The organism is Opitutaceae bacterium TAV5 (assembly GCA_000242935.3).
In the GTDB taxonomy this organism is placed as follows: Bacteria; Verrucomicrobiota; Verrucomicrobiia; order Opitutales; family Opitutaceae; genus Geminisphaera.
In genome coordinates, this window is sequence record CP007053.1 from 6,130,098 (window position 1) to 6,154,545 (window position 24,448).

The 24,448-nt window shown below is 63.2% G+C and carries 18 protein-coding genes; 13 read left to right on the forward strand and 5 right to left on the reverse strand.

Features of this window, described 5'->3' with window-relative positions; genetic code table 11:
* Positions 1–257 precede the first annotated feature (257 nt).
* The gene (locus OPIT5_25980; protein ID AHF93153.1) at positions 258–1,682 is read left to right on the forward strand and encodes an FAD-binding protein; all 1,425 of its coding nucleotides are present in this window, start codon (positions 258–260) and stop codon (positions 1,680–1,682) included.
* Between the two features lie 28 nt (positions 1,683–1,710).
* On the forward strand, positions 1,711–3,228 hold the full coding sequence (locus tag OPIT5_25985) for a hypothetical protein (GenBank protein ID AHF93154.1): 1,518 nt from the start codon (positions 1,711–1,713) through the stop codon (positions 3,226–3,228).
* A gap of 154 nt (positions 3,229–3,382) precedes the next feature.
* Here OPIT5_25985 and OPIT5_25990 read toward each other — a convergent pair whose 3' ends face one another.
* Positions 3,383–5,071, reverse strand: a complete 1,689-nt coding sequence (locus OPIT5_25990; protein ID AHF93155.1) for a ribulokinase — start codon at positions 5,069–5,071, stop codon at positions 3,383–3,385.
* A gap of 146 nt (positions 5,072–5,217) precedes the next feature.
* Here OPIT5_25990 and OPIT5_25995 point away from each other — a divergent pair, with 146 nt between their 5' ends.
* The gene (locus tag OPIT5_25995) at positions 5,218–6,324 is read left to right on the forward strand and encodes a transcriptional regulator (protein ID AHF93156.1); all 1,107 of its coding nucleotides are present in this window, start codon (positions 5,218–5,220) and stop codon (positions 6,322–6,324) included.
* Between the two features lie 174 nt (positions 6,325–6,498).
* On the opposite strand, the gene OPIT5_26000 is transcribed toward OPIT5_25995, so the two are convergent.
* On the reverse strand, positions 6,499–7,704 hold the full coding sequence (locus OPIT5_26000) for an AraC family transcriptional regulator (GenBank protein AHF93157.1): 1,206 nt from the start codon (positions 7,702–7,704) through the stop codon (positions 6,499–6,501).
* A gap of 135 nt (positions 7,705–7,839) precedes the next feature.
* Here OPIT5_26000 and OPIT5_26005 point away from each other — a divergent pair, with 135 nt between their 5' ends.
* From OPIT5_26005 to OPIT5_26035, 7 genes are all read left to right on the forward strand, one after another.
* On the forward strand, positions 7,840–9,687 hold the full coding sequence (locus OPIT5_26005; GenBank protein AHF94760.1) for a hypothetical protein: 1,848 nt from the start codon (positions 7,840–7,842) through the stop codon (positions 9,685–9,687).
* Positions 9,688–9,754: 67 nt separating this feature from the next.
* Positions 9,755–10,774, forward strand: a complete 1,020-nt coding sequence (locus OPIT5_26010) for a dihydrodipicolinate synthetase (GenBank protein AHF93158.1) — start codon at positions 9,755–9,757, stop codon at positions 10,772–10,774.
* A gap of 26 nt (positions 10,775–10,800) precedes the next feature.
* Positions 10,801–11,496: a hypothetical protein gene (locus tag OPIT5_26015; protein ID AHF94761.1), complete on the forward strand. Its 696-nt coding sequence runs from the start codon at positions 10,801–10,803 to the stop codon at positions 11,494–11,496.
* A 55-nt stretch (positions 11,497–11,551) separates the two neighbouring features.
* The gene (locus tag OPIT5_26020; GenBank protein AHF93159.1) at positions 11,552–12,889 is read left to right on the forward strand and encodes a hypothetical protein; all 1,338 of its coding nucleotides are present in this window, start codon (positions 11,552–11,554) and stop codon (positions 12,887–12,889) included.
* Positions 12,890–12,945: 56 nt separating this feature from the next.
* Positions 12,946–14,517, forward strand: coding sequence for a sodium solute transporter family protein (locus OPIT5_26025; GenBank protein ID AHF93160.1), 1,572 nt, complete (start codon positions 12,946–12,948; stop codon positions 14,515–14,517).
* 17 nt (positions 14,518–14,534) lie between these two features.
* Entirely contained in the window at positions 14,535–15,365 is an 831-nt protein-coding gene (locus OPIT5_26030; protein ID AHF94762.1) for a hypothetical protein, read from the forward strand.
* Positions 15,366–15,505: 140 nt separating this feature from the next.
* A complete protein-coding gene (locus OPIT5_26035) occupies positions 15,506–16,915 on the forward strand; it encodes a biopolymer transporter Tol (GenBank protein AHF93161.1) in 1,410 nt (469 codons plus the stop codon).
* A gap of 124 nt (positions 16,916–17,039) precedes the next feature.
* Here OPIT5_26035 and OPIT5_26040 read toward each other — a convergent pair whose 3' ends face one another.
* A complete protein-coding gene (locus OPIT5_26040; GenBank protein AHF93162.1) occupies positions 17,040–19,004 on the reverse strand; it encodes a phosphoglucomutase in 1,965 nt (654 codons plus the stop codon).
* A gap of 130 nt (positions 19,005–19,134) precedes the next feature.
* Here OPIT5_26040 and OPIT5_26045 point away from each other — a divergent pair, with 130 nt between their 5' ends.
* Together OPIT5_26045 and OPIT5_26050 are read left to right on the forward strand one after the other, a co-directional pair.
* Positions 19,135–19,464, forward strand: a complete 330-nt coding sequence (locus OPIT5_26045) for a hypothetical protein (protein ID AHF93163.1) — start codon at positions 19,135–19,137, stop codon at positions 19,462–19,464.
* 22 nt (positions 19,465–19,486) lie between these two features.
* Positions 19,487–20,026: a peptidylprolyl isomerase gene (locus tag OPIT5_26050; GenBank protein AHF93164.1), complete on the forward strand. Its 540-nt coding sequence runs from the start codon at positions 19,487–19,489 to the stop codon at positions 20,024–20,026.
* A 162-nt stretch (positions 20,027–20,188) separates the two neighbouring features.
* Here OPIT5_26050 and OPIT5_26055 read toward each other — a convergent pair whose 3' ends face one another.
* Positions 20,189–21,487: a mechanosensitive ion channel protein MscS gene (locus OPIT5_26055; GenBank protein ID AHF93165.1), complete on the reverse strand. Its 1,299-nt coding sequence runs from the start codon at positions 21,485–21,487 to the stop codon at positions 20,189–20,191.
* A gap of 20 nt (positions 21,488–21,507) precedes the next feature.
* Positions 21,508–23,619 (reverse strand): ATPase P, encoded by a 2,112-nt coding sequence (locus OPIT5_26060; protein AHF93166.1) that lies wholly within the window; start codon positions 23,617–23,619, stop codon positions 21,508–21,510.
* A 107-nt stretch (positions 23,620–23,726) separates the two neighbouring features.
* Here OPIT5_26060 and OPIT5_26065 point away from each other — a divergent pair, with 107 nt between their 5' ends.
* Positions 23,727–24,446, forward strand: a complete 720-nt coding sequence (locus OPIT5_26065) for a hypothetical protein (GenBank protein ID AHF93167.1) — start codon at positions 23,727–23,729, stop codon at positions 24,444–24,446.
* The last annotated feature ends 2 nt before the right edge of the window (positions 24,447–24,448 follow it).

Below are 24,448 nucleotides of genomic sequence, written 5' to 3' on the forward strand. Positions count from 1 at the left end.
TCCGCCCGGTCGCCGGATCAAAAAAATGAAAATCCGGTCAAGCCGCGCCAAAGACGCGCCCGCTCCATTCTGCTTCAATCAGCGGCCGGTCGACTGCTTTCCCGTTGTTCTCCATGGCTGAACACTCTCGCTTTTTTGAATCAATCCGCTCACATCCGCTCATATTCGTGATTTGAAAATCGACGAACCCCTGCCAGACATACGTTCTTCGACGACCTCTCCGACCACTTCCCGACCATCGCCTGTTTCCCGCCACCATGCCCTCACCCTCCGCTGTCTCCGCCTCGCCGGTGCCCACTCCACCGGCGCTCCTCGCGCAACTCGCAAAAATCTTCCCGGCCGCACGTCTCCTGCACACGCCCGAAGACCTCCTCGCCTACAGCTACGATGGCACTGCCGCCCTCCAGGCGCTGCCTGCCGCCGTGGTTCTCGCCAAAACCCCGCAGGAAATCTCCGCCCTGCTCAGGCTCGCCAACACGCCCGGCGCCACGTTTCCGGTCATCACCCGCGGCTCCGGTACCGGCCTCAGCGGAGGCAGCCTGCCCGTCCCCGGCGCGGTCGTCCTCTGTACCACGCAAATGGATGCGATTCTCGAAACCGACAGCGCCAACCTCACGCTCTTCGCCGAGTGCGGCGCCATCACCCAAAAAATCGCCGAAACCGCCGCCGCCGCCGGGCTTTTTTATCCACCCGATCCCGGCTCCGGAAAAATCTCCACCATCGGCGGCAACGTCGCCGAAAACTCCGGTGGCCTGCGCGGCCTCAAGTACGGCGTGACCCGCGACTACGTCATGGGCATCGAGGTCGTCCTCGCCAGCGGCGACATCGCCTGGTTCGGCTCCAAATGCGTGAAGGACGTCGCCGGCTACTCGATGCGCGACATTTTTATCGGCAGCGAAGGCACGCTCGGCGTCATCACCAAAGTCCTCCTCAAGCTCGTGCCCAAACCCGCCGCCAAGCGCACGCTCCTCGCGCTCTACAACACGATGGAAGCCGCGGCCGATACGGTATCCGCCATCATCGCGCAAAAAATCATCCCCTGCACGCTCGAGTTTCTTGACCAGACGACCGCCCGTTGCGTCGAGGACTACGCGCATGTCGGCCTGCCCACCGACGCCGCCGCCGTGCTGCTCATGGAGACCGATGGCCCTGCCTCCGTCGTCGAGACCGAGGCCGCTGCCATGCGCGAGATCGCCCTCGCCTGTGGCGCGACTTCCGTGCAGATCGCCGCCGACGAGGCCGAGTCGCTCCGCCTCGCCGCCGCCCGCCGCGTGGCGTTTTCCGCGCTCGCCCGTGTTTCGCCGACCACGATCCTTGAAGACGCCACCGTCCCGCGCAGCGAGCTTGCGAAGATGGTGAGATTTTGCCGGGAGTGCGCCGACCGGCATCACCTGCGTGTCGGCATTTTCGGGCACATGGGCGACGGCAACCTGCACCCGACTTTTCTCACCGACGAACGCAACACGGAGGAAATGCACCGCGTGGAAGCCGCGATGAAGGAAATCTTCGAGTACGCACTCAGCCTCGGCGGCACGATCACCGGCGAACACGGCGTGGGCGTGGCGAAAAAGGCGTTCCTGACGAAGCAGTACTCCAGCGCCAGCCTCGATGCGATGCGCACGCTCAAACGCGCCTTCGATCCGGCAGGCGTGCTCAATCCCGGAAAAATATTCGATCTGTGACGCGCGGCAAGCGATCACCACACGCACCATGAGCATCCCTACCGCCGAATCTCCGGACGCGAATCTGCCCGGCACTGGCAGCTCTCCCGGCCTCCTCGCGCATCTCGACTACTCGGTTCTCCAGCAGTGCATGCACTGTGGCATGTGCCTGCCGACCTGCCCGACCTACGACGCGACCAAACTCGAACGCCACAGCCCGCGCGGCCGCATCGCGCTCATGCGCGCGATTGCCGACGAAAAAATCACCGCCACCGCCGCCTTCGGTGACGAAATGTATTTCTGCCTCGGTTGCCTCGCCTGCGAAACCGCCTGCCCCGCCGGCGTCAACTACGCGCAACTTTTCGAAACCGCTCGTGCCGAAGTCGAGCGCGTCAACGTGCTCTCCGCCCCGCAACGCAATTTCTGGCGCGCCACCGTTGTCAAATTTCTCTTCACACGTCCCCGCCTCCTCCGCCTCTTCGGCCGCGGCCTCTGGCTCTGGCAGGCTTCCGGCGGACAATGGCTGTTTCGCAAGTTTCGCCTCAATCGTCTGCTCCCGTCCAACCTCCGTCGCCTCGAACCGCAGGCCCCGCGCATCCGGGCGAAATTCAGCCATCAGCTCATTCGCCCCGTGGAGCGACCGGATAAAAGTGGCGCGGGCGTCTCGCCCGCCTCGTGGCACGGGCATCCTGCCCCTGATGCCTCCGGAGCCTCTTCCCTCGACTTTTCAGCCACTTCGCCCGCCCCCGATGCCCCTGCGTTAGTCTCGCGCCGCGTCGCCCTGCTCACCGGCTGCGTGCAGGACCTCGTTTTTTCCGACATCAACCGCGATACGGCCGACGTCCTCCTCGCCAACGGCGTCGAGGTGCACACGCCCCCTGTGCAACCCTGCTGCGGCTCGCTCCACGCCCACAACGGCGACCTCGCCGACGCCCGTGCTCTCGCCCGCCGCCTCATCGACCTGATGCCGCCGGAAAACTACGACGCCATCATCACCAATGCCGGCGGCTGCGGCGCTCACCTCAAGTCCTACGGTCACCTCCTCCACGACGATCCCGCCTACGCCGCCCGCGCTGCGCTTTGGGACAAAAAAGTCCGCGACATTCACGAATACCTCGCGGAAACCGGTTGCCGCCCGCCCGCCACACCCTGCCGTCACGATCCGGCAAAAACCTGCGATGGCGACGGCGCCTGCGAATCCGGCAATCACCCGCTTCCGGGTCGCACCACCTATCACGAGTCCTGCCACCTTTGCCACGGGCAGAAGGTCACGAAACAACCCCGCGATCTTCTCCGCGCCATTCCCGGACTCGAACTCGTCGAATTGCCAGAATCCAACTGGTGCTGCGGCAGCGCCGGCATCTACAACATCACGCAGCCCGAGATGTCTGCAAAACTCCTCGACCGCAAACTCGACCACATTGCCGAAACCGGCGCCACCCTCGTCACGACGGCCAATCCCGGCTGTCACATCCAGCTCGAAAACGGCCTCCGCGCGCGCGGCCGCACGACCCCCGTCCGTCACCCGATCAGCCTCCTCGCCGAAGCCTACCGGCGGGAGAAGTAGCGCGGGCGTCCCGCCCGCTGACGACGAAGTCGTCGGCTCGACGTGGCACGGGCATCCTTGCCCGTGGACGGCGCTCCGCGCCGCAAGCATTCCTCTTTCTTGTGGTCCTCTCTTCCTTTCGAAACACGGGCTGGAAGCCCGTGCCACTTCACCGTTACTTCCGCCTCTTGCCGGCCGGCGTCATGAGCCGCCGATACCCGAGGAAATCACGGTGCATCCGCTGGAAAACCTCGTACTTTTTCTCGTGATACGCGCGGACCGCTCCCGCTGCCGGAGCCAGCGTCTGGCCGGCCACGTTCATCGCGTTCATCGCCGCGACAACCGATTCGTGACGGCCGGACGCCACCGCACCCAGCACCGCCGAGCCGAGCAGCACCGCTTCCGGCTCTTTCGGCAGCACGAGCTTGCAGCCGGTGATATCCGCATGCTCACGCAGGAAGACCGGATTTTTGGTCCCGCCTCCGCAGACAAACAGCGTGCGGATGGCATAGCCCTTCCGGTTCATCTCCTCCAGAATGTGCCGCGTACCGTACGCCACCGCCTGGATCGCCGCCAGATACTGGCGCGCCAGATCGTCCGCCGTGGCGGAGAGCGTCAGCCCGCTGATCGCGCCGCGCAGTGTCGGATTGGCGCGGGGTGAACGGTTGCCGTGAAAATCCGGCTGCACGTGGAGTTCGCGCGTCAGCTCCGCCGGATGCCGGATCGCGCCGGTCGCCTTTTCCGCTGCCGCCAGCGCATCCAGCCGTTCGTTGAGCAGTTCGTAGATCGTGCGTCCCTGTTTTTTCGCTTCCTCCTGCAATCCGGCCGCCGCCGCGTGCGAGAAAATGATGTGGTCGATGAGCGCCCCCGTCGCCGACTGCCCGCCCTCGGTCAGCCACAGGCCGGGAATCATCGCCGAAAAATACGGACCCCAGATGCCCTTGATGAACCGCGGCTCCGGGGACACCGCCATGTGGCACGACGACGTACCGCCGATCAGCGCCAGGCGCGCGCCGAGCGCCGCCGTCGTGGTTTTTTTGTTACCGAGCGGAGCGCCCAGCATGCCGAGTCCGCCCGCGTGCGCGTCGATGATCGAGACGCCCACCGCGATTCCCGGCACCAGCCCGAGTTCGCGGGCCGCCTTTTCCGTGAGCCCGCGCCCCACCGGTTCGCCCATCGGGCGCACCCGCGTGCCGATCCGCAGGAAACGCTCCGCCGCCAGATCGCCGAGGCCGATTTCGCGGAAATAACTCTCGTCCCAGCCTGCGCCGTCGAGGCCGCGATGGCCGAGGTAGGTCCACTTGCAGACGAGCGAACAGAGCGAACGCGTGTCGTCGCCCGTGGCCCGCCAGGTGAGGAAATCCGGCAGATCGAAAAAGCGTGCCGCCCGCCGCCAGGTTTCGGGCAGGTTTTCCTTCAGCCAAAGCAGCTTCGGTGTCTCCATCTCGGGTGAAATCACCCCGCCCACATAACGCAGCACCGCATGCTCCGTCGCGTTGATCCGCGCCGCCTGGTCGATGGCGCGATGATCCATCCAGACGATGACGTTTTGTGCGTCGTTGCCGTCCGGGCTCACCGTCACCGGCTGCCCCACGGCGTCCACCGCGACCAGCGAACACGTCGCGTCGAAACCGATGCCCTGCACCTGCTCCGGTTTTGCACCGGCCTTTTTCAGGGACTCGCGCACGGCCTCGCCGCAGGCCGCCCAGATGTCGTCGGAGGATTGTTCGACAAAATCCGGACGCGGTTTCCACATCCGGATGGCGCGGCTGGCCGAGGCGAGCATGCGGCCGTTTTCCGTAAAAAGCCCGGCGCGGGCGCTGCCCGTGCCGACGTCGATGCCGAGGAAGAGAGGAGTAGCCATAGGGAGGAGAGATCGAGAGTAAACGTTCGGGAAACCGTCCGGCTGAAATAATGTTTTAGCCAGACAGATACAGGAAAGGGGATATTTGATGTCGCCGGCTTTTGTCGAACTGCTAAAACCATCCAAAAATTTTAGCATTGGAGAACATGAACATGCTTAAGAAAAAACCATCCGCGTCTCCGTCGCCGCGCAGCGGACGCGCCGGGCTGAAGGACATTGCCGCGCTGGCCGGCGTTTCGGTCGGTTCCGTTTCCAGCGTGCTCAACAACCGCCACCTCGAACGCCGCATCACGCACGAAACGGCGCAGGCCATCCGCAAGGCCGCGGCCCGGCTCGGTTATCTGCCCAACATCGGTGCCCGAAAACTGCGCGGCGGTGGCAGCGCAAAGAACTCCCTTTTTCTCGCGCTCGTCACCAGCTTCGAGGCGCCGATCCCGCTCATCAACCACTTCATCCTCGCGCTGCGCCGCGAGGTCGAGGCGAGCACGCTCGCGCAGGCCGACTGCACCTGCTCGGTGATGATCGAGATGTTTTCCGCCGGCCATCTGCGCGAAATGCCCGGCCTGACCACCGGCGACCATTTCAACGCCGCCATCATCCTCAACACCGTGGCGGAGGATGACCTGTTCCTCGCGCGTACGCCGCTCCCCTTCCCTGCCGTCCTCGTCAACCGCGCCGTGCCCGGCTGCACCTCGGTGATCGAGCCGGACACCTGCGGCAGTCGCCCGGCAGAAGTATTCGCCGGCACACGACGTTCGCGGCACGCCGTGCTTCATGGCAGCCCTCTCACACAGATCACACAAAGCCGTGTCGCCAACTTCCTGCGACGCAGCGCCGAGCTGACCGGAACTCCCGCTGTCGAGGTGGTGGCGGAACAGCTCTCCGAAGCCGCCGGCTACGAGGCGATGAAAAGCTACCTGAAGACATACGAAAAACCGACCGGCCGCAGCGGCAGGTCGCAACGTTGCGACAGCCTGTACGCGGTTTCCGATGCGCTCGCCATGGGCGCGTACCGGGCGATCCGCGAGCACGGCCTGAGCATCCCCGACGACATTGCGGTGATCGGTGTGGGTGATTACCAGATGTCGCCGTTTTTCGACCCGCCCCTGTCCTGCATCGGCGTCTCCCATGCCGAGCTGGCCGAACTCGCCAGCCGCCAGCTCATCCGGGCGCTGACCTCACCCGGCGCCGCGCCCGCGACGATCCGCGCCTCTCTCATCGAAACCCTGCGCGCCTCGACCGGCCACGGCTGATTGCTCACTGCGCAAAAACCGAAAAATTAACCACAGAGACACAAAGATACAGAGGACAAACCACAGAAAGGAATTATTCTCTGTGAATCCTCTGTGGCTCTGTGTCTTTGTGGTTCAACTTCTGAAAATCAGGCGCCGTTTCATCCGTATTCAGAAATACATTCCATGTGCTCGTCACCGCCTCCGGAACATCGCCCGGTATTCTCCCGGCGTTTGACCCGTGTGCTGGCGGAACAGCACGTGCAGGCGCGGCGTATTCGGAAAATCGCAGGCTTCGGCGACTGCGGTCATTTTCATCTCGGTTGTCCGCAGCAAGGTCTTCACTCGCGCGATCCGCTCCCGCTGGATCTCCGCCAGGAGCGAGCGTCCCAGCGACGCCGCAAACCGCCGCTGCAATCCGCTGCGCGAGATGCCCGATGCCCGCACCACGTTTTCGACATAAATGTTCTCGGCGGCATGTTCACGAATATACGCCACCGCCTTTGTCACTGCCTCGTCCTCCGCATAGAGCACATCCGTCGAACGCCGTGCCGCCACTTCCGTGACCGGCAGATGCTGCTGCAGGGGTGATTCCGGAGTCGCCTCTCCTGCCTGTCTCGACCGCGTTCCGCCGCCGTGCATCAGCCTCTCCAGCAACTTCGCCGCCTCCATCCCGATCTGCCATGCCGGCAGTTTCACGCTGGAGAGCGGGATGTTTTCGAAATCCGTCCAGAACTCGTCATCCCCCGCGCCGAGCACTGCGATATCTTCCGGCACGCGCTTCCCGATTTCGCGCGCGGCTTGCAGCAGGTGCAAGGCAAACGGATCGAGCACCGCGAACACGCCGGTCTGTGGCGGCAGTTTTTTCAGCCACTTTCGCATGCGGGCGATCAGCACGGGGCCCTCCTCCAAGGCGAGCGATTTTCCTCCGCCTGCAATGCAGGTCACATCCGGCATCCGCCGCTCCAGCTCCCCGGAGAAACCGCGAACCCGCTCCTGTGAAAACCGGGCGTCATGCTGTTCCCAGTACGCAAAGGTCGTGCAGCCGCACGCGAGCAAATGCTCCGCTGCCAGTCTGCCCACCGCCCTGTCGTCCTGCGTCACGAGCGGCAGCCGTGGAGAGCCGAGGACGTTCGAAACGTTCACTGCCGGCACCGGCAAGGCCAGTAACTGCTCTTCCTCTTCCCGGCTTTGTGCTGCCGCGATGACTCCGTCAATCGCCTGACGGCGCACCACCGCCTCCAGCGACTCACCGGCCTGCAGTGATCCGTTGCCCACCTCGATTTGTCCTGTCGTAAACGCATAGTGGCGCGCCCCGAGCGTCATATTGCGTCCATATTCCCAGTCGGTGCGAACGGTCATCAGCATCCGGTAGACTCCCCGTTTTTTCGGCATTCTCATTTTGGGCAAAAACGAAATAATTATTACCGTATCCGGTAAAGATTTTTTGCCCGCCGCCTGTCATACTCGGCTTCGCAATTCCCCGCCGGACCCGGGTCTTTCTCCCGGTCAGGCAACCCGATCCACACCCATATCATGAAAACCAGATCCATACTCCTTCCTTTTCTGCTGACCGCGATCACCTCCGCCATCTGCCTGATCACCCGCGCCGACGTCAGCTACACATGGACTCCGGACGGCACCGCATCCGGCGCAGCCAGCGGCGGCTCCGGAACCTGGGACAATGGCGCTCACTGGTGGGACGGCACCGCCGCCCAGGCTCTCGGCAGTACGACCACGCCGTTTGGTTCGGCGACGGAGAATGCTATCCTCAATTTTTACGGAACAGGTACGATTATCAAACAATTCACGGCCAATTTCGGCAGCAGCACTGCCCGTACCCACACCCTCAATTTTGCCGATGGCAGCGACTACACGCTTCTCGCCATCACGGGAGGGGCATGGATCGGCGGCGGCACGGGCCATATCGTCTGGAATATCGACGCCTCCGCCAGACTGACGGTTGGTGGCGATGGCAACCAGATTGCCCTCGTCTCCGGTTCAACTGTTTCCGATGGTCCTGGTCTCGTCTTTTCGGGAGGCGGCACGGTCGATCTCAAGTCCGGAGCGCTCTTGCGCAACAACTCCGCCAACAGTCGCCTCACTGTCCGCGACGGCACCACACTCAATTTTGGGACAGGCTCCCTGTATACGGGGCCTGGCGGCACCCTTTCCACCGATCCCGCCGACGGCTCCCGCATCTCGCTCGAAAACGGTGTGATCAACGTCAACGGCGGCACTGTCACAACCGGTTACGCCGGCACGAACACGGTAACAACCAGCCGGGGTTTCGGTATCGCGATCGGCGCGACCACCACCGGCGGGGGCACCGCCACCTTCAATCTTGACAGCGGCACTGTCACCGCAATCGGCGATCCTCGTGGCGAAACCATCGCCCACGCCGGCGTGGCCTTCGGAATCAGCGCCAGCAACAACGGCGGCACCTTCAATCTCAATGGCGGCACGTTGATCACGACCAATATCCGCGCGGCAGCTTCCACCGGCGCCAACGCCATCCTCAATCTCAACGGCGGCACCATCGTGGTCTCCACCGCACTTTCGGCGCCCGACGACTCCATCACGGACGGGCAGTTGCAGACTCGTCTCGACAATTTCATTACCGGATTCGCCAACAGCACGACCAACCACGTCATCATCGGCTCCAATGGCGTGACCTTCGACACCTCGCAGATCGACACCACCCGCACCAACGGCGTTGCCTCCATCAACGCTGTCATGCGCGGCTCCGGCGACCTGAAAAAGATTGGCGGCAACACCCTCCGCCTCGCCGGCGCCAACACCTACACGGGCAAGACCATCATCAGGGGTGGCACGCTCGCGCTCGGTTCCGCAGGTTCCATCACGAACAGCGAGGAAATCGTTATCGACAACGACTCCGTCTTCGATGTCAGCGCCCGCGACGCCGGCTTCTCCCTTGCCACCGGCCAGGTCATCAGCACGACCAGCAGAGGTCGCATCATCGGCAACATCAACACCGCCGGCGGCCGGCTTGATGTCGACGGCGCGCTCTCTGTCGATGGTAATCTCGATGCCGGCACCGGCACCCTCTTCGCCTTCGACCTCGGCAACATCGACTCCATCGTCACCGTTACCGGCGACCTCGTGCTCGCTTCCGGAGCGATCCTCGATCTCGGCAGCTCCTCTGCCTTTGGCGAAGGCAGCTATACCCTGTTCAAAGCCGCTTCGATTACCGGCACCAGCCTCACTGTCGCCTCCGGTGCGCCCGCCGGTTTCAGCTACAGCTTCACCCATACCGGCACGTCTCTCCTCCTCAACGTGACAGCCGTTCCCGAACCCGCCACGAGTGCCGTCCTTGCCGGCATTCTCGGTCTCGTCGCCACAGCGATGTGCCGCCGCCGCTGATACGGGGTGAAGGGGGTCCCTCCAGGACCGCCGGCTCTCCATCTCCAGTCCTCCCGTCCTGTTCCTTATGCCAACCACCGCTCCCGCAGCACTCGCCATCACCTCTCCACGGTGTTCACACACCGTCGCATCTTTCACCGCCGGCTCCTGGCCCGTAATGCTCACGCCTTTCGACGACCAAAAGCGCATCGACTGGCACGCTTTCGGCCATCTCGTGGAGTGGTATATCGCCGCGGGCAGCCAAGGTCTCTTTGCCGCCTGCCTTTCCAGCGAGATTTTCCAGCTCACTGCGGCTGAACGCCTCGAACTCGCCCGTCGCGCCACCACTCTCGCTGCCGGACGCGTACCTGTCATCGCTTCGGGCGCGTTCGGCAATACGCCCTCCGAAATCGCCGATGCCGCCAATCGCCTCGCCGACACCGGCGTCCAGGCCGTCATTTTGCTCAGCAACCAGTTCGGCGAGGAAACCGACACCGATGACACCTGGCTCGCCAATATCGAAGCCACGCTCGACCGGGTACGATCCGATCTTTCTCTTGGCATCTACGAATGCCCCATCCCCTACAAGCGCCTCCTCTCGCCACGCCTCGTTGGCTGGGCAGCAGGGACAGAACGCTTCCACTTCACCAAGGACACCTGCTGCAACCTTCCACAGATCAAGGCCAAGCTCGCCGCTCTCGCCGGTTCGCCACTCCGTTTTTACAACGCCAACACAGCGACTCTTCTCGCCAGCCTCCAGGCTGGCGGGCACGGCTTCAGCGGCGTCGGTGCCAATGCCATCCCGCACCTCTACGCCTGGCTTTGCCGACATTACCAGGCCCAGCCCGATGTCGCTCGCGAACTGCAAGCCTTTCTCGTTGAAAGTAGTCCAGCCGTAGATACTCGCTACCCGCACTCGGTCAAAACCTGGCTCCGCCTCAATGGATTCCCCATGACCACGGTTTCCCGCCTTGCAGAAAACAATATGGAAGCTGCCGACATCGAAAAACTCCGCGCCTTCCACGTCGATGTGGCTCGCTGGGAAGAACGACTCGGCATTTCCTCCCCTTTTGCCAACATTGTTCCCGTCTGCTCCGCCAATCCTTGACCGGTATCCCGTCCCCTTCACCTTCCATGCCCTCCCGCCGCCGCCTGTTCACCGCCATTCTGTTTCTTCTTGTCGCTGCACCGTCCCTCCATGCGCAAGACACGGACGCGACTCTCCCGTCGCCGATAGCGCTCGTCCTTGCGAAGTCTCCTGTCATTATGCCCGAGGCTTCCGGAGACCAGATCGAGCGAATCACACTCTCCCCTCAAACCGTCTGCCCTGATCTGCATCTCCCTGCGCCCGTCGGAGACGCCTGGACACTCACCTTCTGGGTCCGCCTCAACGACACACCCGCCCTGCTCAGAACGGACTACAGTCGAAACGCTCCCGTTACCCTTGCCGATTTTTCCACCGCCGGCCAAGCCGACACCCGGCGTCTCGTCATCCGCGTGCAAGGTGGAAAGTTCAGTGTTACCGAACAAAACGCCGGCAAATGGAAAGCGCTTTCCGGTTTCAGCGCCACAGCGGCCCCCGATACCTGGCACTTCCTCGCCTACACTCGCAACGCCAGCGCCGGCACGTTCTATCTCAACGGTGACATCAGCCTTCGCACCACCGGAACCGTTTCCTCCAGCGACCAGCTCCAGACCCTCGCTTTGGGCAACTTTTATAAACAACGCCGTCTCGACGGCATCATTCTCCAGCCTCGCCTCTACCGTCAGGTCCTCACGGCAGAGCAAATCCGGATTCGTTACCGCGACCGGCCCGCCGGAACCCGTTAAGCCTCCGCTGTCCATCCTGCACCGCCCCTTCCCCGATTTTCGCTCCTCTCGATCCATGCACTCCTGCCTGCCGTTTTGTTTTCCCGTCCTCTCCCTTGCCCTGCTGATCTCCGTGCCGCCATTCGTGCATGCCGCCTCCTTCGCCGGCGCCCCGATCCGGGCGCTCGCACAGGACCATGTTGTCTTCGACGAGTCGCCCGACCCGGCAACGATCCCGCTCTACACGCCAGGCATTCTCCGTCTCTCCGGCGGTCGCCTTGTCGCCGCGAGCGAACGCGCCGGCCAGTGGAAAAAACTCGGCAACCCCTGGGCTCGCATCAAGACCTCCGACGACGGAGGCGTCACCTGGACGCTTCGCGCCACCGGCGGCATCACCCACGGTCGTCTCTTCCAGGCTGGCAGAATCCTGTATTACCTCGGCCACGACGGTGACCTCATGATCATGCGCTCCGACGACGACGGACTCACATGGAGCGAACCGGTTCCGTTGACCGATGGCCAGTCCTGGCACCAGACCGCCGCCAATGTCTGGCACACCAATGGCAACGTATACCTCGTCATGGAACGCTCCACATCCCGCGAAATCAAGGGCTGGGGCGTCGGCATGCTCGCCCCCGTGCTGATGCGCGCGCGTGAAGCCGACGATCTCACCCGGCGAGAAAGCTGGACCTTCGCCAGCGAACTCGTCTTCGCCGATCTCGTCCCCGGCTACCGGGAGAACGATCCCCAAACCGATCTTTTCGGCATCCCCTTCTTCGCACAGACATTTCCCACCGCCCACCAACTTGCTCCCCGCCGTCCCATGCATCCCATGGGATGGCTCGAAACCAACGTCGTCCAGATTACCGACCCCGATCACTACTGGTACGACCCCGCCGGGAAAACCTTCCACCTTTTCATGCGTACCCACACCGGCAGCACAGGGTACGCGGCTCTCGCCAAAGTCATCGAAAACGACGATGGCACCATGACCACCTCGCTCCAGAAGGCCCCCTCCGGGAAAACCCTCCTCTTTCTTCCCTTCCCCGGCGGTCAGATGCGTTTTCACATCCTCTACGACGACAACACCAGACTCTACTGGCTCCTCGGCACCCAGGCCACCGACTCCATGGTCCGCCTCGAAGCCATGGATCCCGACCGTTACGATCTCCCCAACAACGAACGCCAGCGGCTCGTCCTTCACTTCTCGAAAAACATGGTCGACTGGTGCTTCGCCGGCCTCGTCGCGATCGGACCCGGCAACAAGGGCTCCCGTCACTACGCCTCGATGGACATCGACGGCAACGACCTCGTCATTCTCGCCCGCAGCGGTGACGAACGGGCCCAGTCCGCTCACAACGGAAATCTCGTCACGTTTCATCGCGTCAAAAATTTCCGCGACCTCGTTTACTGAACCATTCCCTGCCACCCCGCATCCGCTCGCGCTGCTGCCCCCTTTCGCTGCCTCTCATGAGACTTTCCTTCACCGATCTCCTTGTCCTCGCCCTCTACTTCATCAGCCAGATCGCCATCGGTCTCTGGGTCGGGCGAAAAAACAAATCCACCGAGCAATATTTTCTCGGCGGCAAATCGTTTTCGGGACTCGTCATCGGCATCAGTTTTATCGGCTCGGTCATCAGTTCCGTGACCTTCATGGCCACCCCTGCCGATGCCTTCAAAACGGCCTGGTATCGTTTCATCCCCAACTTTGCCTTCCCCGTCGTCACCCTGCTCGCGGCCTGGCTGCTGGTGCCCTTCTTCCGCAGAGGCACCCTTACCTCGGCCTACCAGTATCTCGCCCTCCGTTTCGGCGGCTCCATCTCTGCCTACGCCTCCGTCGTTTTTATCACCACCCAGGTGCTGCGCACCAGCATGATTGCCTACCTGCTCTCCCTTCTCGTCGGTGAAATCACCGGATGGGGGTTCACCGGTTCCCTGCTCCTCGTCGTCGGTGTAACCGCCATCTATACGGTCAAGGGAGGTCTCAATGCCGTCATCTGGACCGACGTCATCCAGGCCATCGTCCTTCTCGTCGGGGCCTTCGCCTGCATCGCCGTTGCGATCGCCCACACGCCCGGCGGCTTGCCCGGCGTGTTCAGCGAAGGCATCGCCCACCACAAGTTTTCCTTTTACGACCTCGATACCGTTACCGGCCAGCTTGTCCCGACGAAATGGTTCGGAGGTTTCGGCGAAAAGACCGTCCTCATGGTTTTCCTCGTTGGCCTGATGCAATACCTCAACCTCCAGTTCGATCAGTCCACCGTTCAACGCTGGTGCTCCGCCCGCACCGCTCATGACGCCCGCAAGTCCATGTACATTCTCGGTCTTGGCTGTCTGCCCATCTGGGGGCTCTTCCAGTTCCTCGGCGTCTGCCTCTACGTCTATTTTCTCCACACGCCCGACCCGGTCGCAGAAGGTATTCTCGGCGGACTCCACAAGGCCGAACGCATCATGCCCCACTTCATCATGCACTACCTGCCGGCCGGTATCGTCGGCCTGGTCATCGCGGGAGCCCTGGCTGCCGCCATGTCAACGCTCAGCGCCTGCATCAATGTCTCCAGCATGGTCGCCGTGGATGACATTTACCGCAAGTACATCAACCCCGGCGCGAGCGACCGTCGTCGCCTTCGCCTCGGCAAGCTCATCTCCCTTGCCGTCTCCCTCCTCATGATCGCCGGCGCCCTCCTCATCCATACCCTGGATGTCGTTACGCTTGCCGATTTCATGCTCGCGGCCGGCACGCTTATCACCATCGGCGTCCCCGCCATCTTCATTGCCGGCATGTTCACCCGCCGCGTGGATACCGCCGCGATCTGGACAGGCGTTATCGTTGCTCTCGCCTTCATGCTCTGGGTGATGCTCGGCAATGCCGGGCAACTGCCCGCCTGCATCAGCGTTCGCATCCCGCCTTACTATATCTCCATTCTCGGCAATCTCATCGCCCTCGCCGTAGCTCTCCCTCTCTCGCTCCTGCTCAGGCCCCGCCCACGTGACCTGACCAACCTCACGGTCTGGAACCAGACCTCCGCTTCGCTCGAATAAAAAAACACTCGTATCCCATGCATACCCGCCTCCATCACCGAACCCGCTTCGCCGGCCCGCATCCTCGCGCCGCGCTACCGCTCCGGACGGGATTTACTCTCGTCGAGTTGCTTGTCGTGATTGCCATCATCGGCATCCTCGCCGGCATCACGATTCCGGTCGTTACTTCCGTTCGCATTGCCGCAAAACGAACCCAATGCACCGCCAATCTTCGCGCAATCGGTCAGGGTTTTTCGCTTTTCCTCCAGGACAACAAGGACCGCTATCCCGGCAACGGCCCCGGAGGGAGTATTCCCCCCAATGGAAACCAGGGCCGGCTACGCTGGCACTACCGCATCGGCTACTATATGGATCTGGGATCTCCGGTCGTTCACCTCGATGCCGGTAATGGACAGATCGTTTCCGTGAGAGACAAATGCGACAATCAGGCTGTCTTCCACTGCGCGTCTGTTCCGACAAGTTCCTATAACGGCGGCTACTCTTCCGTCGGGGGTTACGGAGCAAACCTCGCCATCGTTACCAAAAATACCAACGGGTACAATCTCACCGGCATTGCTGCGGGCAGCATAACCGCACCGTCCCGCACCGTGCTTGTGGCCGATCGCTTTCCCGGCGGCGGCTCACGCCCCGGCGATGCGTCCAGCGCATTCAAAGGGTTCGAACTGAATAATACCGCGCCATATCCCGATCAATTGTACGGACCTTCTGCCAATCATCGCCGCGACCAGGACCCCGCCGCGGGAGCCGGTCTTTGCAATATTCTTTTTGCGGATGGCCATGTAAAAGCGGTTGCACTGGAAAACCTGGATCCCTGGCCCGGGACCATCTCCTTCCTGTGGCCCCAATAGTGGACAGCCCTCATCATTTTCCCTCACGGAGAAACCGTGTGAGATTTCGCCATCTTCCCCACGATTTCATGCGCCATTTTTGGCGAATGGTCCGATGCAGGATTCCCTGCCTGCCGGGTTTCCCCGCCCTTGCCATAACCATGGCCGGTACTCCGGAGTATCAGGTCACACATTCACCCTGTGATCACATCCTCACCAATATCGCCGTGTGGTCGCCCGACGGACAATGGATTGCTTATGATGTGCGTCCGGCTTCCGGTGCGTTCACCGGAAGTCGTATCGAACGTGTCAATACGATATCCGGCCGGGTCGAAATCCTCTACGCCGCTCCCGCCGGTTCGCATTGCGGCGTCGTCACCTGGAGCCCCGCCAACCCCGATCCGGCCCGGCCGCGTCTTGTCTTTATCCAGGGACCCGAGCCGGAAACGCCCGACTGGACCTATGCGTTTTCGCGTCGCCGCGGTGTGATCCTGGAATTGCGTGAATCCCCGGTCCTCCCGCCGCTGGCGTCCCCGCTCGAAGCGCTCAATCATGCTCCCCCCTTCACTCCCGGCGCTCTCCGTGGCGGCTCGCATGCGCATACGTTCAGCGGCGACGGGCAGTGGGTGAGTTTTACCTGCAACGATAATCTTCTCGCTTCGCTCGATGCCCTCCCGGCATCCGCTCGCCCGCCGGAGCATGATCCCGACCAGCGCAACATCGGTATTTCCATCCCCGCCACCCTCGCCGGACCCGACGGTCTCGTTCGCGTCAACCGCAACCATCCGCGCAACCTCGATGCCGACCGGTTTTCCGTCATCGTCAGCCACACCGTCGCTCATCCGCGTCCCGGTTCCGACGAGATCAATCGCGCCATCGAGGATGCCTGGATCGGTGTCGATGGCTACCGCCGTGGCGACGGCACGCGCCAGCGAAAGGCGGTCGCCTTCCTCGGGCAAGTCGTCGCGCCCGGCGGCCATGAACATGCCGAGGTCTTCGTTCTCGATCTTCCGGAAAATCCCGCGGGTCTCACCCGCGCCGCGAATCCCGCCTTGCCGCTCGAAGGCACGGCGACCACCCGCCCCGGTCTGCCGGCCGGCGTCGTACAAAGGCGAATCACGTTTACCGATCACCATCTGCACCCAGGCGTTGCCACCACGCCACGGCACTGGCCACGCAGTTCCCCTGACGGCGAACATATTGCGTTCCTCATGTGCGACGACACCGGCATCATCCAGTTCTGGCTGGCCTCACCTCGCGGAGGTTTGCCCCGCCAGCTCACCCGGATCGCTCCACCCGATTTCCGCGAAGGTGTTTCGTCCGCGTTTTCCTGGAGCCCTGACGGACGCCGCCTTGCGGCCGTCATCGACGGCAGCGTTTGCCTGATCGATGCCACAACCGGAGGCGTCACTCGTCTTGCTCCGAAGCGCGCCGGGGCCGACGCTCCGCTCGGATTCGCCTGCGTCTTGTCGCCCGATGGCCGGCAGATCGCCTTTCAGAGGAAAATTCGCGATCCCGAATCACCGGAGAACGAATACGCACAGATCTTTGTTGTCGGAGTTCCGGAATAAAACCGGCATCCGGTGCAGGTCACCGTCACATCGGAAACCATGCCGCCGGTACCGGCGTATCTGTTTGGCCAGCCCGCACCCTGTAGCTGCGAACGGTTACGTACCGGCGGATGGGTGCAAAACTTCACCCTTCGGCGCGCTGCTTGGCGTCGGCCTCGATGAGGGCCTTTACGCGGTCGAGTTCGGCTTTCACGTCGGCCTTTACCTTTTCCAGCGCGCCGACGTCGGACACCTTCGCGTGGGCGAAAAGGTAAAACTTCATCTTCGGCTCGGTGCCGCTGCCGCGGGCGGCGAAACTGTATCCGTTGGCCAACGACACGATGTAGAGGTCCTGCTGCGGAATCGCCTCGTCGTCGGCGTCCTTGATGACTTCCCGGCCGAAGTCCTGGAATTTCGTCACCGCCACGTCGCCGAACGCCTTCGGAGGCGACGAACGGTAGGTGTCGAGGATGCGCTTGATTTTTGCCGCGCCGCTCGCGCCTTCGTAGTAGATGTTGATCACGCCTTCGAGGAAGAAGCCGTATTTCAGATACAGGCTGTCGAGGTACTCCGGCACGGTGATCCCCTGCAGCTTGAGCGTGGCGGCAAGCTCGGCGACCATGAGTGTGGCGCTGTTGGCATCCTTGTCGCGTACGGCGTCGTTGGCGAGGTAACCGTAGCTCTCCTCGCAGCCGAACGCGTAAAAGGTGCTGTGCTCCTGGAGCAGCTTTGCGCGTTCCGTAAACGGCGTGGCGTCGTAGTCGAAGGCGGTGTCGCCTGCCTTTTTCAGCGCGGTGACAAGCTGTTCCTCGTAGCCACGGATTTTGGCCGCGATCCACTTGAAGCCGGTCAGGGTGTTGATGACCTTGACGCCGTGGGCATGGCCGATGGCGTCCTGCATGGAGGTCGTCACAAACGTCTTGATGACGGCCACGCGGTCGGAGCCGTTTTGCGGGATCCAGCCGAGTTCCTTGTATTTGTTGAGACGATACTCGGTGAGGAGCGCGCCGACCTGGTTGCCGGAGAGCAGGTGCATCTTGCCGTCCTTGCCACGCACGGCGCAGCCGACGCGGTCGGCGTCGGGATCGGTCGCCATGACGAGGTCGATACCGTCCTTCTCCGCGAGGGCGACGGCCATGGAGAGCGCCTCGGCGTTCTCCGGGTTGGGCGACTTGACGGTCGGGAAACGTCCGTCGGGGGCGAGTTGTTCGGGCACGGTATGCACCTCGCAGCCGGCGGCCTCGAGCAGCGGCACAGAGGCGACAGCGCCGGTGCCGTGGATGTTGGTGAAGACGAGCGCGAGCTTCGCCTTGCGGACGGCCTCCGTGTCGATCACCGCCTGCGCGGCGACGGCGTGATAGGCGGCGTCGGCATCGGCGCCGAGGGTGGTGACCTTGGCGAGATCCTTTTCGAGGTACACGCCGAGTTCGGCGAGCGGCACGGCATTGACCTCGCTGACGATACCGGCGTCGTGGGGCGGCACGACTTGGGCGCCGTCCTCGAAGTAGGCCTTGAAGCCGTTGTCGTGGGGCGGATTGTGGCTCGCGGTGATGACGACGCCGGCGTGGGCGCCGTACTTGCGGACCGAAAAGCTGAGCTGCGGCGTGGAGCGGGGGCCATCGAAGATGAGGGCCTCGCCGCCGAGCCGCGTCCAGGTCGAGGCCGCGAGTTCGCAAAAGTGACGCGAGAAGTGGCGCACATCGTGGGCGATGACGAGTTTCGGCGCGGTGGCGGCGCGGCCGGAGCCGGCGAGGTAGTTTTTCGTGTAACGGAAGAGGCCGACGGTGGCGCGGATCAGCGTGAAATCGTTGAGGATGTTGCTGCCGATGGCGGCGTGTTCGGGTGTACCCCGGGCGTCGGGCGTGCCGGTCTCGGCCGCGGCGGTGACGACGCCGATGGTGCGGCCGCGCATGCCGCCGGTGCCGAAGGCCATGTCACGATAGAAGCGGTCGTTGAGCTCGGCCCAGGCTTCCTTTGTCACGAGTTCGTCGATGCTCGCCACGGCCCAGGCGGGGAGCGAGACGGCGAGCCAGGAGGCCAGATTTTCAACGGTGGACGGCAAAAGGTGGCCGGCCTGGCCGGCAGCCTGAATCCTGGAGAGTGTGCTCATATGTAAAAAGTGGCGGGATTGTGAGGCGCGGGCGTTGTCCGGTGCAAGTTTGCCGTTGGCGGAAGTTCCGTTTTCTCCTGTTTTCCGTCTTCCGCTCCGGCCCGGGAAGGCTCAGCGTGCTCTTCCGATCATGTCTTCCTTCCCGATTCAATTCACCGGCGTCACTGTGACAGCCAAAGCCAATGTTTATTTCGACGGCAATGTCGTCAGCCATATTGTGGCGTTCCCCGACGGCACCCGGAAGACCCTCGGGCTCATCCGTCCCGGCTCGTACCATTTCGGCACATCCGCCGCCGAACGCATGGAAATCGTCGCCGGCTCCTGCCGGGTGACGCTCGATCGCGAGATCGTCACCAACGAGTACGCCGCGGGCAGCCACTTCGATGTGCCCGCCCACTCGGGTTTCACCATCGAAGTGAAAGAGGGCATCACCGAGTATATCTGCTCCTACCTGAGCTGACCACGACCTCCTCTCCTGCACCATGCGCAGCTTTCTCTACGTCCTGCTGCTGGGTTTCATCCTGCTGGCGATCGGCATCGTCGTGCGCACGGGAATCGCCGCCCGCAAGCACCCGGGCGTGCCGATCAATGCGGCCATGCGGCAGGCGCTGGCCGACGAGGCCCGCGAGTTGCCGACACACGATGCCAAGGTGATCGGACAGCAGTTTGCCGCGGACAAGGTCGTCGTGACGGAGAGCGGGCTGCGCTACATCGTACAAAAACCCGGCGTTGGCGAGGCCATGCCGAAACGCGGTCAGGTCGCCACGGTCAACTACACCGGCCGGCTCGTCGACGGCACGCCGTTCGACTCCTCGGCGGAGCACGGCGGGCCGTTCAATTTTCAGGCGGGCATGGGCCGGGTGATTGCCGGCTGGGACGAAGCCGTGCTCTCCATGAAGAAGGGCGAACGGCGCACGCTCATCGTCCCTTTCTGGCTCGCGTACGGAGAGAAAGGCATCCGCGGCAAGATCGAGCCGCGCGCCACGCTGATCTTCGACGTCGAGCTGGTGGATTTCCGGTAAGGACCGGAAAGCCGGCGCGAGACAGTCAATAATGGCCACAAAAAGCACGAAAAAATGCGCCGCGCATAGGAACTCTCCATCGCGCTTATAAGCGCACGGAAAACTCTCGACGGGCAGAGAGTCTCTTTGTGCTTTTTGTGGCTATTCAGGTTTGACCGAAACTCACCCGCCCTGCCGTGACGCTTCGGGGCTATGGCTCACTTCCTTCGGCTTGGCCAGCGCCTGCATGACATCGTGCAGGTCGTTGCCGCTCGGCGTCTGGAACACGCGCAGACCGAATTGCGGCATGATCGCGAGCAGGTGGTCGAACACGTCGGCCTGCACGCCCTCGTAAACCGCCCAGCGTGTGTCGCTCGTGAATACATACAGCTCGATCGGCAATCCGTGCTCGGTCGGTTGCAGATGACGCACAAGGAAGGTCATCGTCTGGTGGATGTGCGGGCTCGCCCGCAGGTAGGCCACGCAGTAGGCGCGGAAGGTGCCGATGTTCGTCAGACGACGTCCGTTGCCCAGGATGCCGAGATCCTCGCCGCGCTCCTTGTTCTCCTCGGCAATCTCGGCCAGCCGCGCGGTCAGATACGGCCTGAGCAGGCGGATTTTTTGCCAGCTTTCCAGCATCGGCTCGTCGGCGAACCGCACCGTCTGCATGTCCACGTAAATCGAACGCTTGATGCGGCGTCCGCCCGATTCCGACATGCCGCGCCAGTTTTTGAACGATTCCGAAATGAGGGCGTAGGTCGGGATCGTGGAGATGGTCTTGTCCCAGTTCTGCACCTTCACGGTGGTGAGGGACACGTCGATCACGTCGCCGTCGGCGCCCTGTTTCGGCATCTCGATCCAGTCGCCGATGCGCACCATCTGGTTGACGGAAATCTGGATGCCGGCGACGAAGCCGAGGATGGAATCCTTGAAGACCAGCATGAGGACGGCGGTCAGCGCGGTAAGGCCGGAAAAGAAAAACAAGGGCGAACGTCCCAGCAGGATCGAGAGAAGCAGGATGCCGCCGATCAGGAAAATCACGAGTTTGATCGCCTGCGAAAATCCTTTCAGCGGCATGTTTGCGCCCGCCCGGGTCGATGCGAGGATGGCCTGGGCGGCGTTGATGAACGCGCTCAACACCGCCATGATGATGATCAGCAGATAAGCCTTCAGGAACGTATCCAGCCAGACCAGCGCCTGGTCGTTGCCGAGAAGAACGATCGTGCCCAGCCACTTGATGACAATCATCGGCGCGATGTGCGACGCCCGGGCCAGCACCCCGGCCTCGATCAGTTTGTCGTCCCACTTCGCTTTCGTCGCGATCAGGACCTTCCGGATCGTTCGCACAACCGTGGCACGCACGATGACCAGAGCAATATACCCCGCCACCAGAACCACCAGAAACAGGCAGCCACGCACGATCAGTTCCGCAATTTCCTGCGAAACGCCCTGCTTTACGACCCAGTCGCTCAACCAGTTGATAAATGAGTGCATCATCGCACTCAAAGGCCCTGCGAGTCAGGATCAACCGCCGTTTTCGATTTTTGCCCTTCCGCGCCTGACGATCGCTCCCTGCTCCGCGAACTGCGCAGCGCTCGCCCGCTCACCCACACACTCGAAACCACCATCAGCAGCGCCGCCACCACCGGATGCAGCACGCCGCCCGCCGCGAGCGCCATGCCGATGATATTGTACGAAGCGGCAAACAGCAGATTGCCGCGCACCCCGCCCGCCACCGCCCGGGCCATCCGCATGGCATCCGGCAGCCAGCGCAACTCGTCGCCCGCAAACACCGCCATCGCCGACACGCGCGCCAGTTCGCTGCCGCCGCCCATCGCGATGGAGGCCTGGGCCGCGCTCATCGCCGCCGCGTCGTTCACGCCGTCGCCGGCAAACAGCACCGTGCGTCCCTCCGCGCGCAATGCCTGCACCCGCGCCACCTTTTCCTCCGGCGACAGGCCGCCGCGCACCGTCACGCCTGCCGCCTGCAAATCCGGCGGTGGATGCGGATCGCCGGTCAGCACCTCCACGATGACACCGGCCTCGCGCAGCGCCGCCAGCGTCGCCGTCAGCCCCTCGCGCCACGTTTCTCCCAGCGTGACGCAGGCGGCATGTAGGCCGTCAACGAATACATGGATCCGCTTGCCCGCCGGATCGCTGCCGTCGTCGTCAGCGCTCGCATCGGCTCCGCCCAGAGAGCGCTCGCCGATGCGAAGCTCGCGTGTACGCGCTCCTGCGCCGTCCGCGGAAACCACTTCCGCCACCAGACCCCGGCCGGGCACGGGCGTCACGCGGCTGACGCGCACGCCTCCTGTCGGCGCCCCCCCTGCCTCCGCCAGCGCCCGCGCCACCGGATGCTCCACACGGCGCTCCGCCGCGGCCACGGCTGCGCGCAGCCACGCCCGGCGCTCCTCTTCGCTCCATGCGTCCGCGAAGCGCCACTCGAGCACGCTCACGCGCGATTCGGAAAGCGTCCCGGTCTTGTCGAAACAGACGGTGTCCACGCGTGCCAGCGCATCGAGAAAATCCCCGCTGCGCGCCACCACGCCAAACGATGCCAGCCGGGCCAGCCCGCCCCACACCGCCACCGGTGTCGCCAGGCCCATCGCGCACGGACACGCCACCAGCAGCACCGCCATCGCGTTGAACAGCGCCCGGTCCCAGCCCGCCTCCAGTATCCACCACCAGACGACAAACGTCCCGAGGCTGACGCTGACGACCAGTGGCAAAAACCACGCCATCAGCCGGTCCGCCTGCCGCTGCCAGCGCGACGGCGCCAGCCGGGCCTGCGCCACCGCATCGAAAATCGCGTCGATCTTCCGTCTCCCGACCCCCCGGTTTCCCCCTCCCCCGCTCTCTCCCTCGCCCTCTCTTCCGTCTCCTTCGCCGCCCGGCCGGATCACCAGTCGCCCGTCCACCGACCGTGTCCCGGCCATGACTCGCTCCCCCGGCCCGCGCGACACCGGTCGCCATTCGCCGGTCAGGGCGGTTTCCTCCACGTAGCCGCAACCCACCAGGATTTCGCCGTCCACACAGATTTCGTCTCCCGGCTCCACTACCACGCGATCCTCCGCGGTCACGTCCCGCACCGCGATGTCGCGCACCGTACCATCGCCCCCCAGCACCCGGCACCGGTCGTAACGGCGCCGCATCGCCTCCACGCCTGCAAGCGCGGCCACGCGACTCCGCGCCCCCAGCATCTTTCCCGTCGTATGCACGACGACCAGAATCGCCACCACTTCGTAATAAACCGGTCCGGTGCGTGTTAATGTACTTACCAGCGAACCACCCAGCGCCCCCAGCAACGTCACCAGAAACAGCAGATCCACGCTCACCCGCCGTTCACGGATCGCCGCCCATGCGGAGCCCGCCAGATCGCCGCCGAGAAACACCAGCACCAGCAACGCACTCGCCATCAATCCGCCATGCACCACCCAATAGCCGGCGCCCTCGGCGGCCGTAATATTGACCCCCAGACTGAACACCATCGCCTGCCCCGTCACCGCCAGGCCGATCCCGATCCGCAGCCAGGCGCGATCCACCAGCCGCTGGTCAGCCTGCAAACCCGGCTCGATGCCGCCGGGAGACGCCAGAGTCGCAGCATCGTCGCTCACGGGATGTTTACGGTTTTGGCCCGGCCAGAAGAGTGCATGAGAAAACGGCAAATCGTCAAAATTCGGACTTCCGCTTCAATCCTCAACCTGGTATATCGATTAGCGTCATGATCCCTCACGTATCCCATACCTTGCTCCGTACCCTTACCCCGTTCATCGCCGCCCTTGCCGCCTTCACTGCCCAGGCCGATCCGAGAACCTTTACCGATACGCAAGGCCGCTCCATGGAGGCCGAACTGCTCGATGCCGACGACAAGGAAGCCAAAGTCCGCCGCACCGACGGACGCACCTTCACTCTCCCGCTCAACACCCTTTCCAAAACCGACCGCGACTACATCGCCGACTGGCTCGACGCGCAGATCATGGCCGCCGCCGGCCGTCTGCGCATCAACGTCAGCAAGTTCAAGGACACCACCGAAAAAACCAAAGGCACGGCCGTCAGTTACAAGGAAGAGGAGGCGGGTTATGTCATCAGCCTTTTCAACGAATCCATGGTCAACCTGACCGGTCTCGAGATCGAATATCGCATCTACAAGGAGGACAACTACCGCTACGCCGTGGGGAGCAAGGTCACCGGCAACCGTCGCAAAAAAGAGCGGTCCGGCAATCTCACCGCCGACTACATCCAGAGGAAATCCAAAATCGATCTCAAGACCGAGACCATTACCCTCCTCAGCCGCAAGCTGCGCGCCGACTGGTATTATGCCGACACCAACAAACGCGGCACTGCCGACGAACTCGACGGCATCTGGCTGCGCATCTACCGCGGCAAGATCATGGTCGCCGAATACGCCACCTCCGAAGAACTCAAGAAGGACGGCTGGTAGCA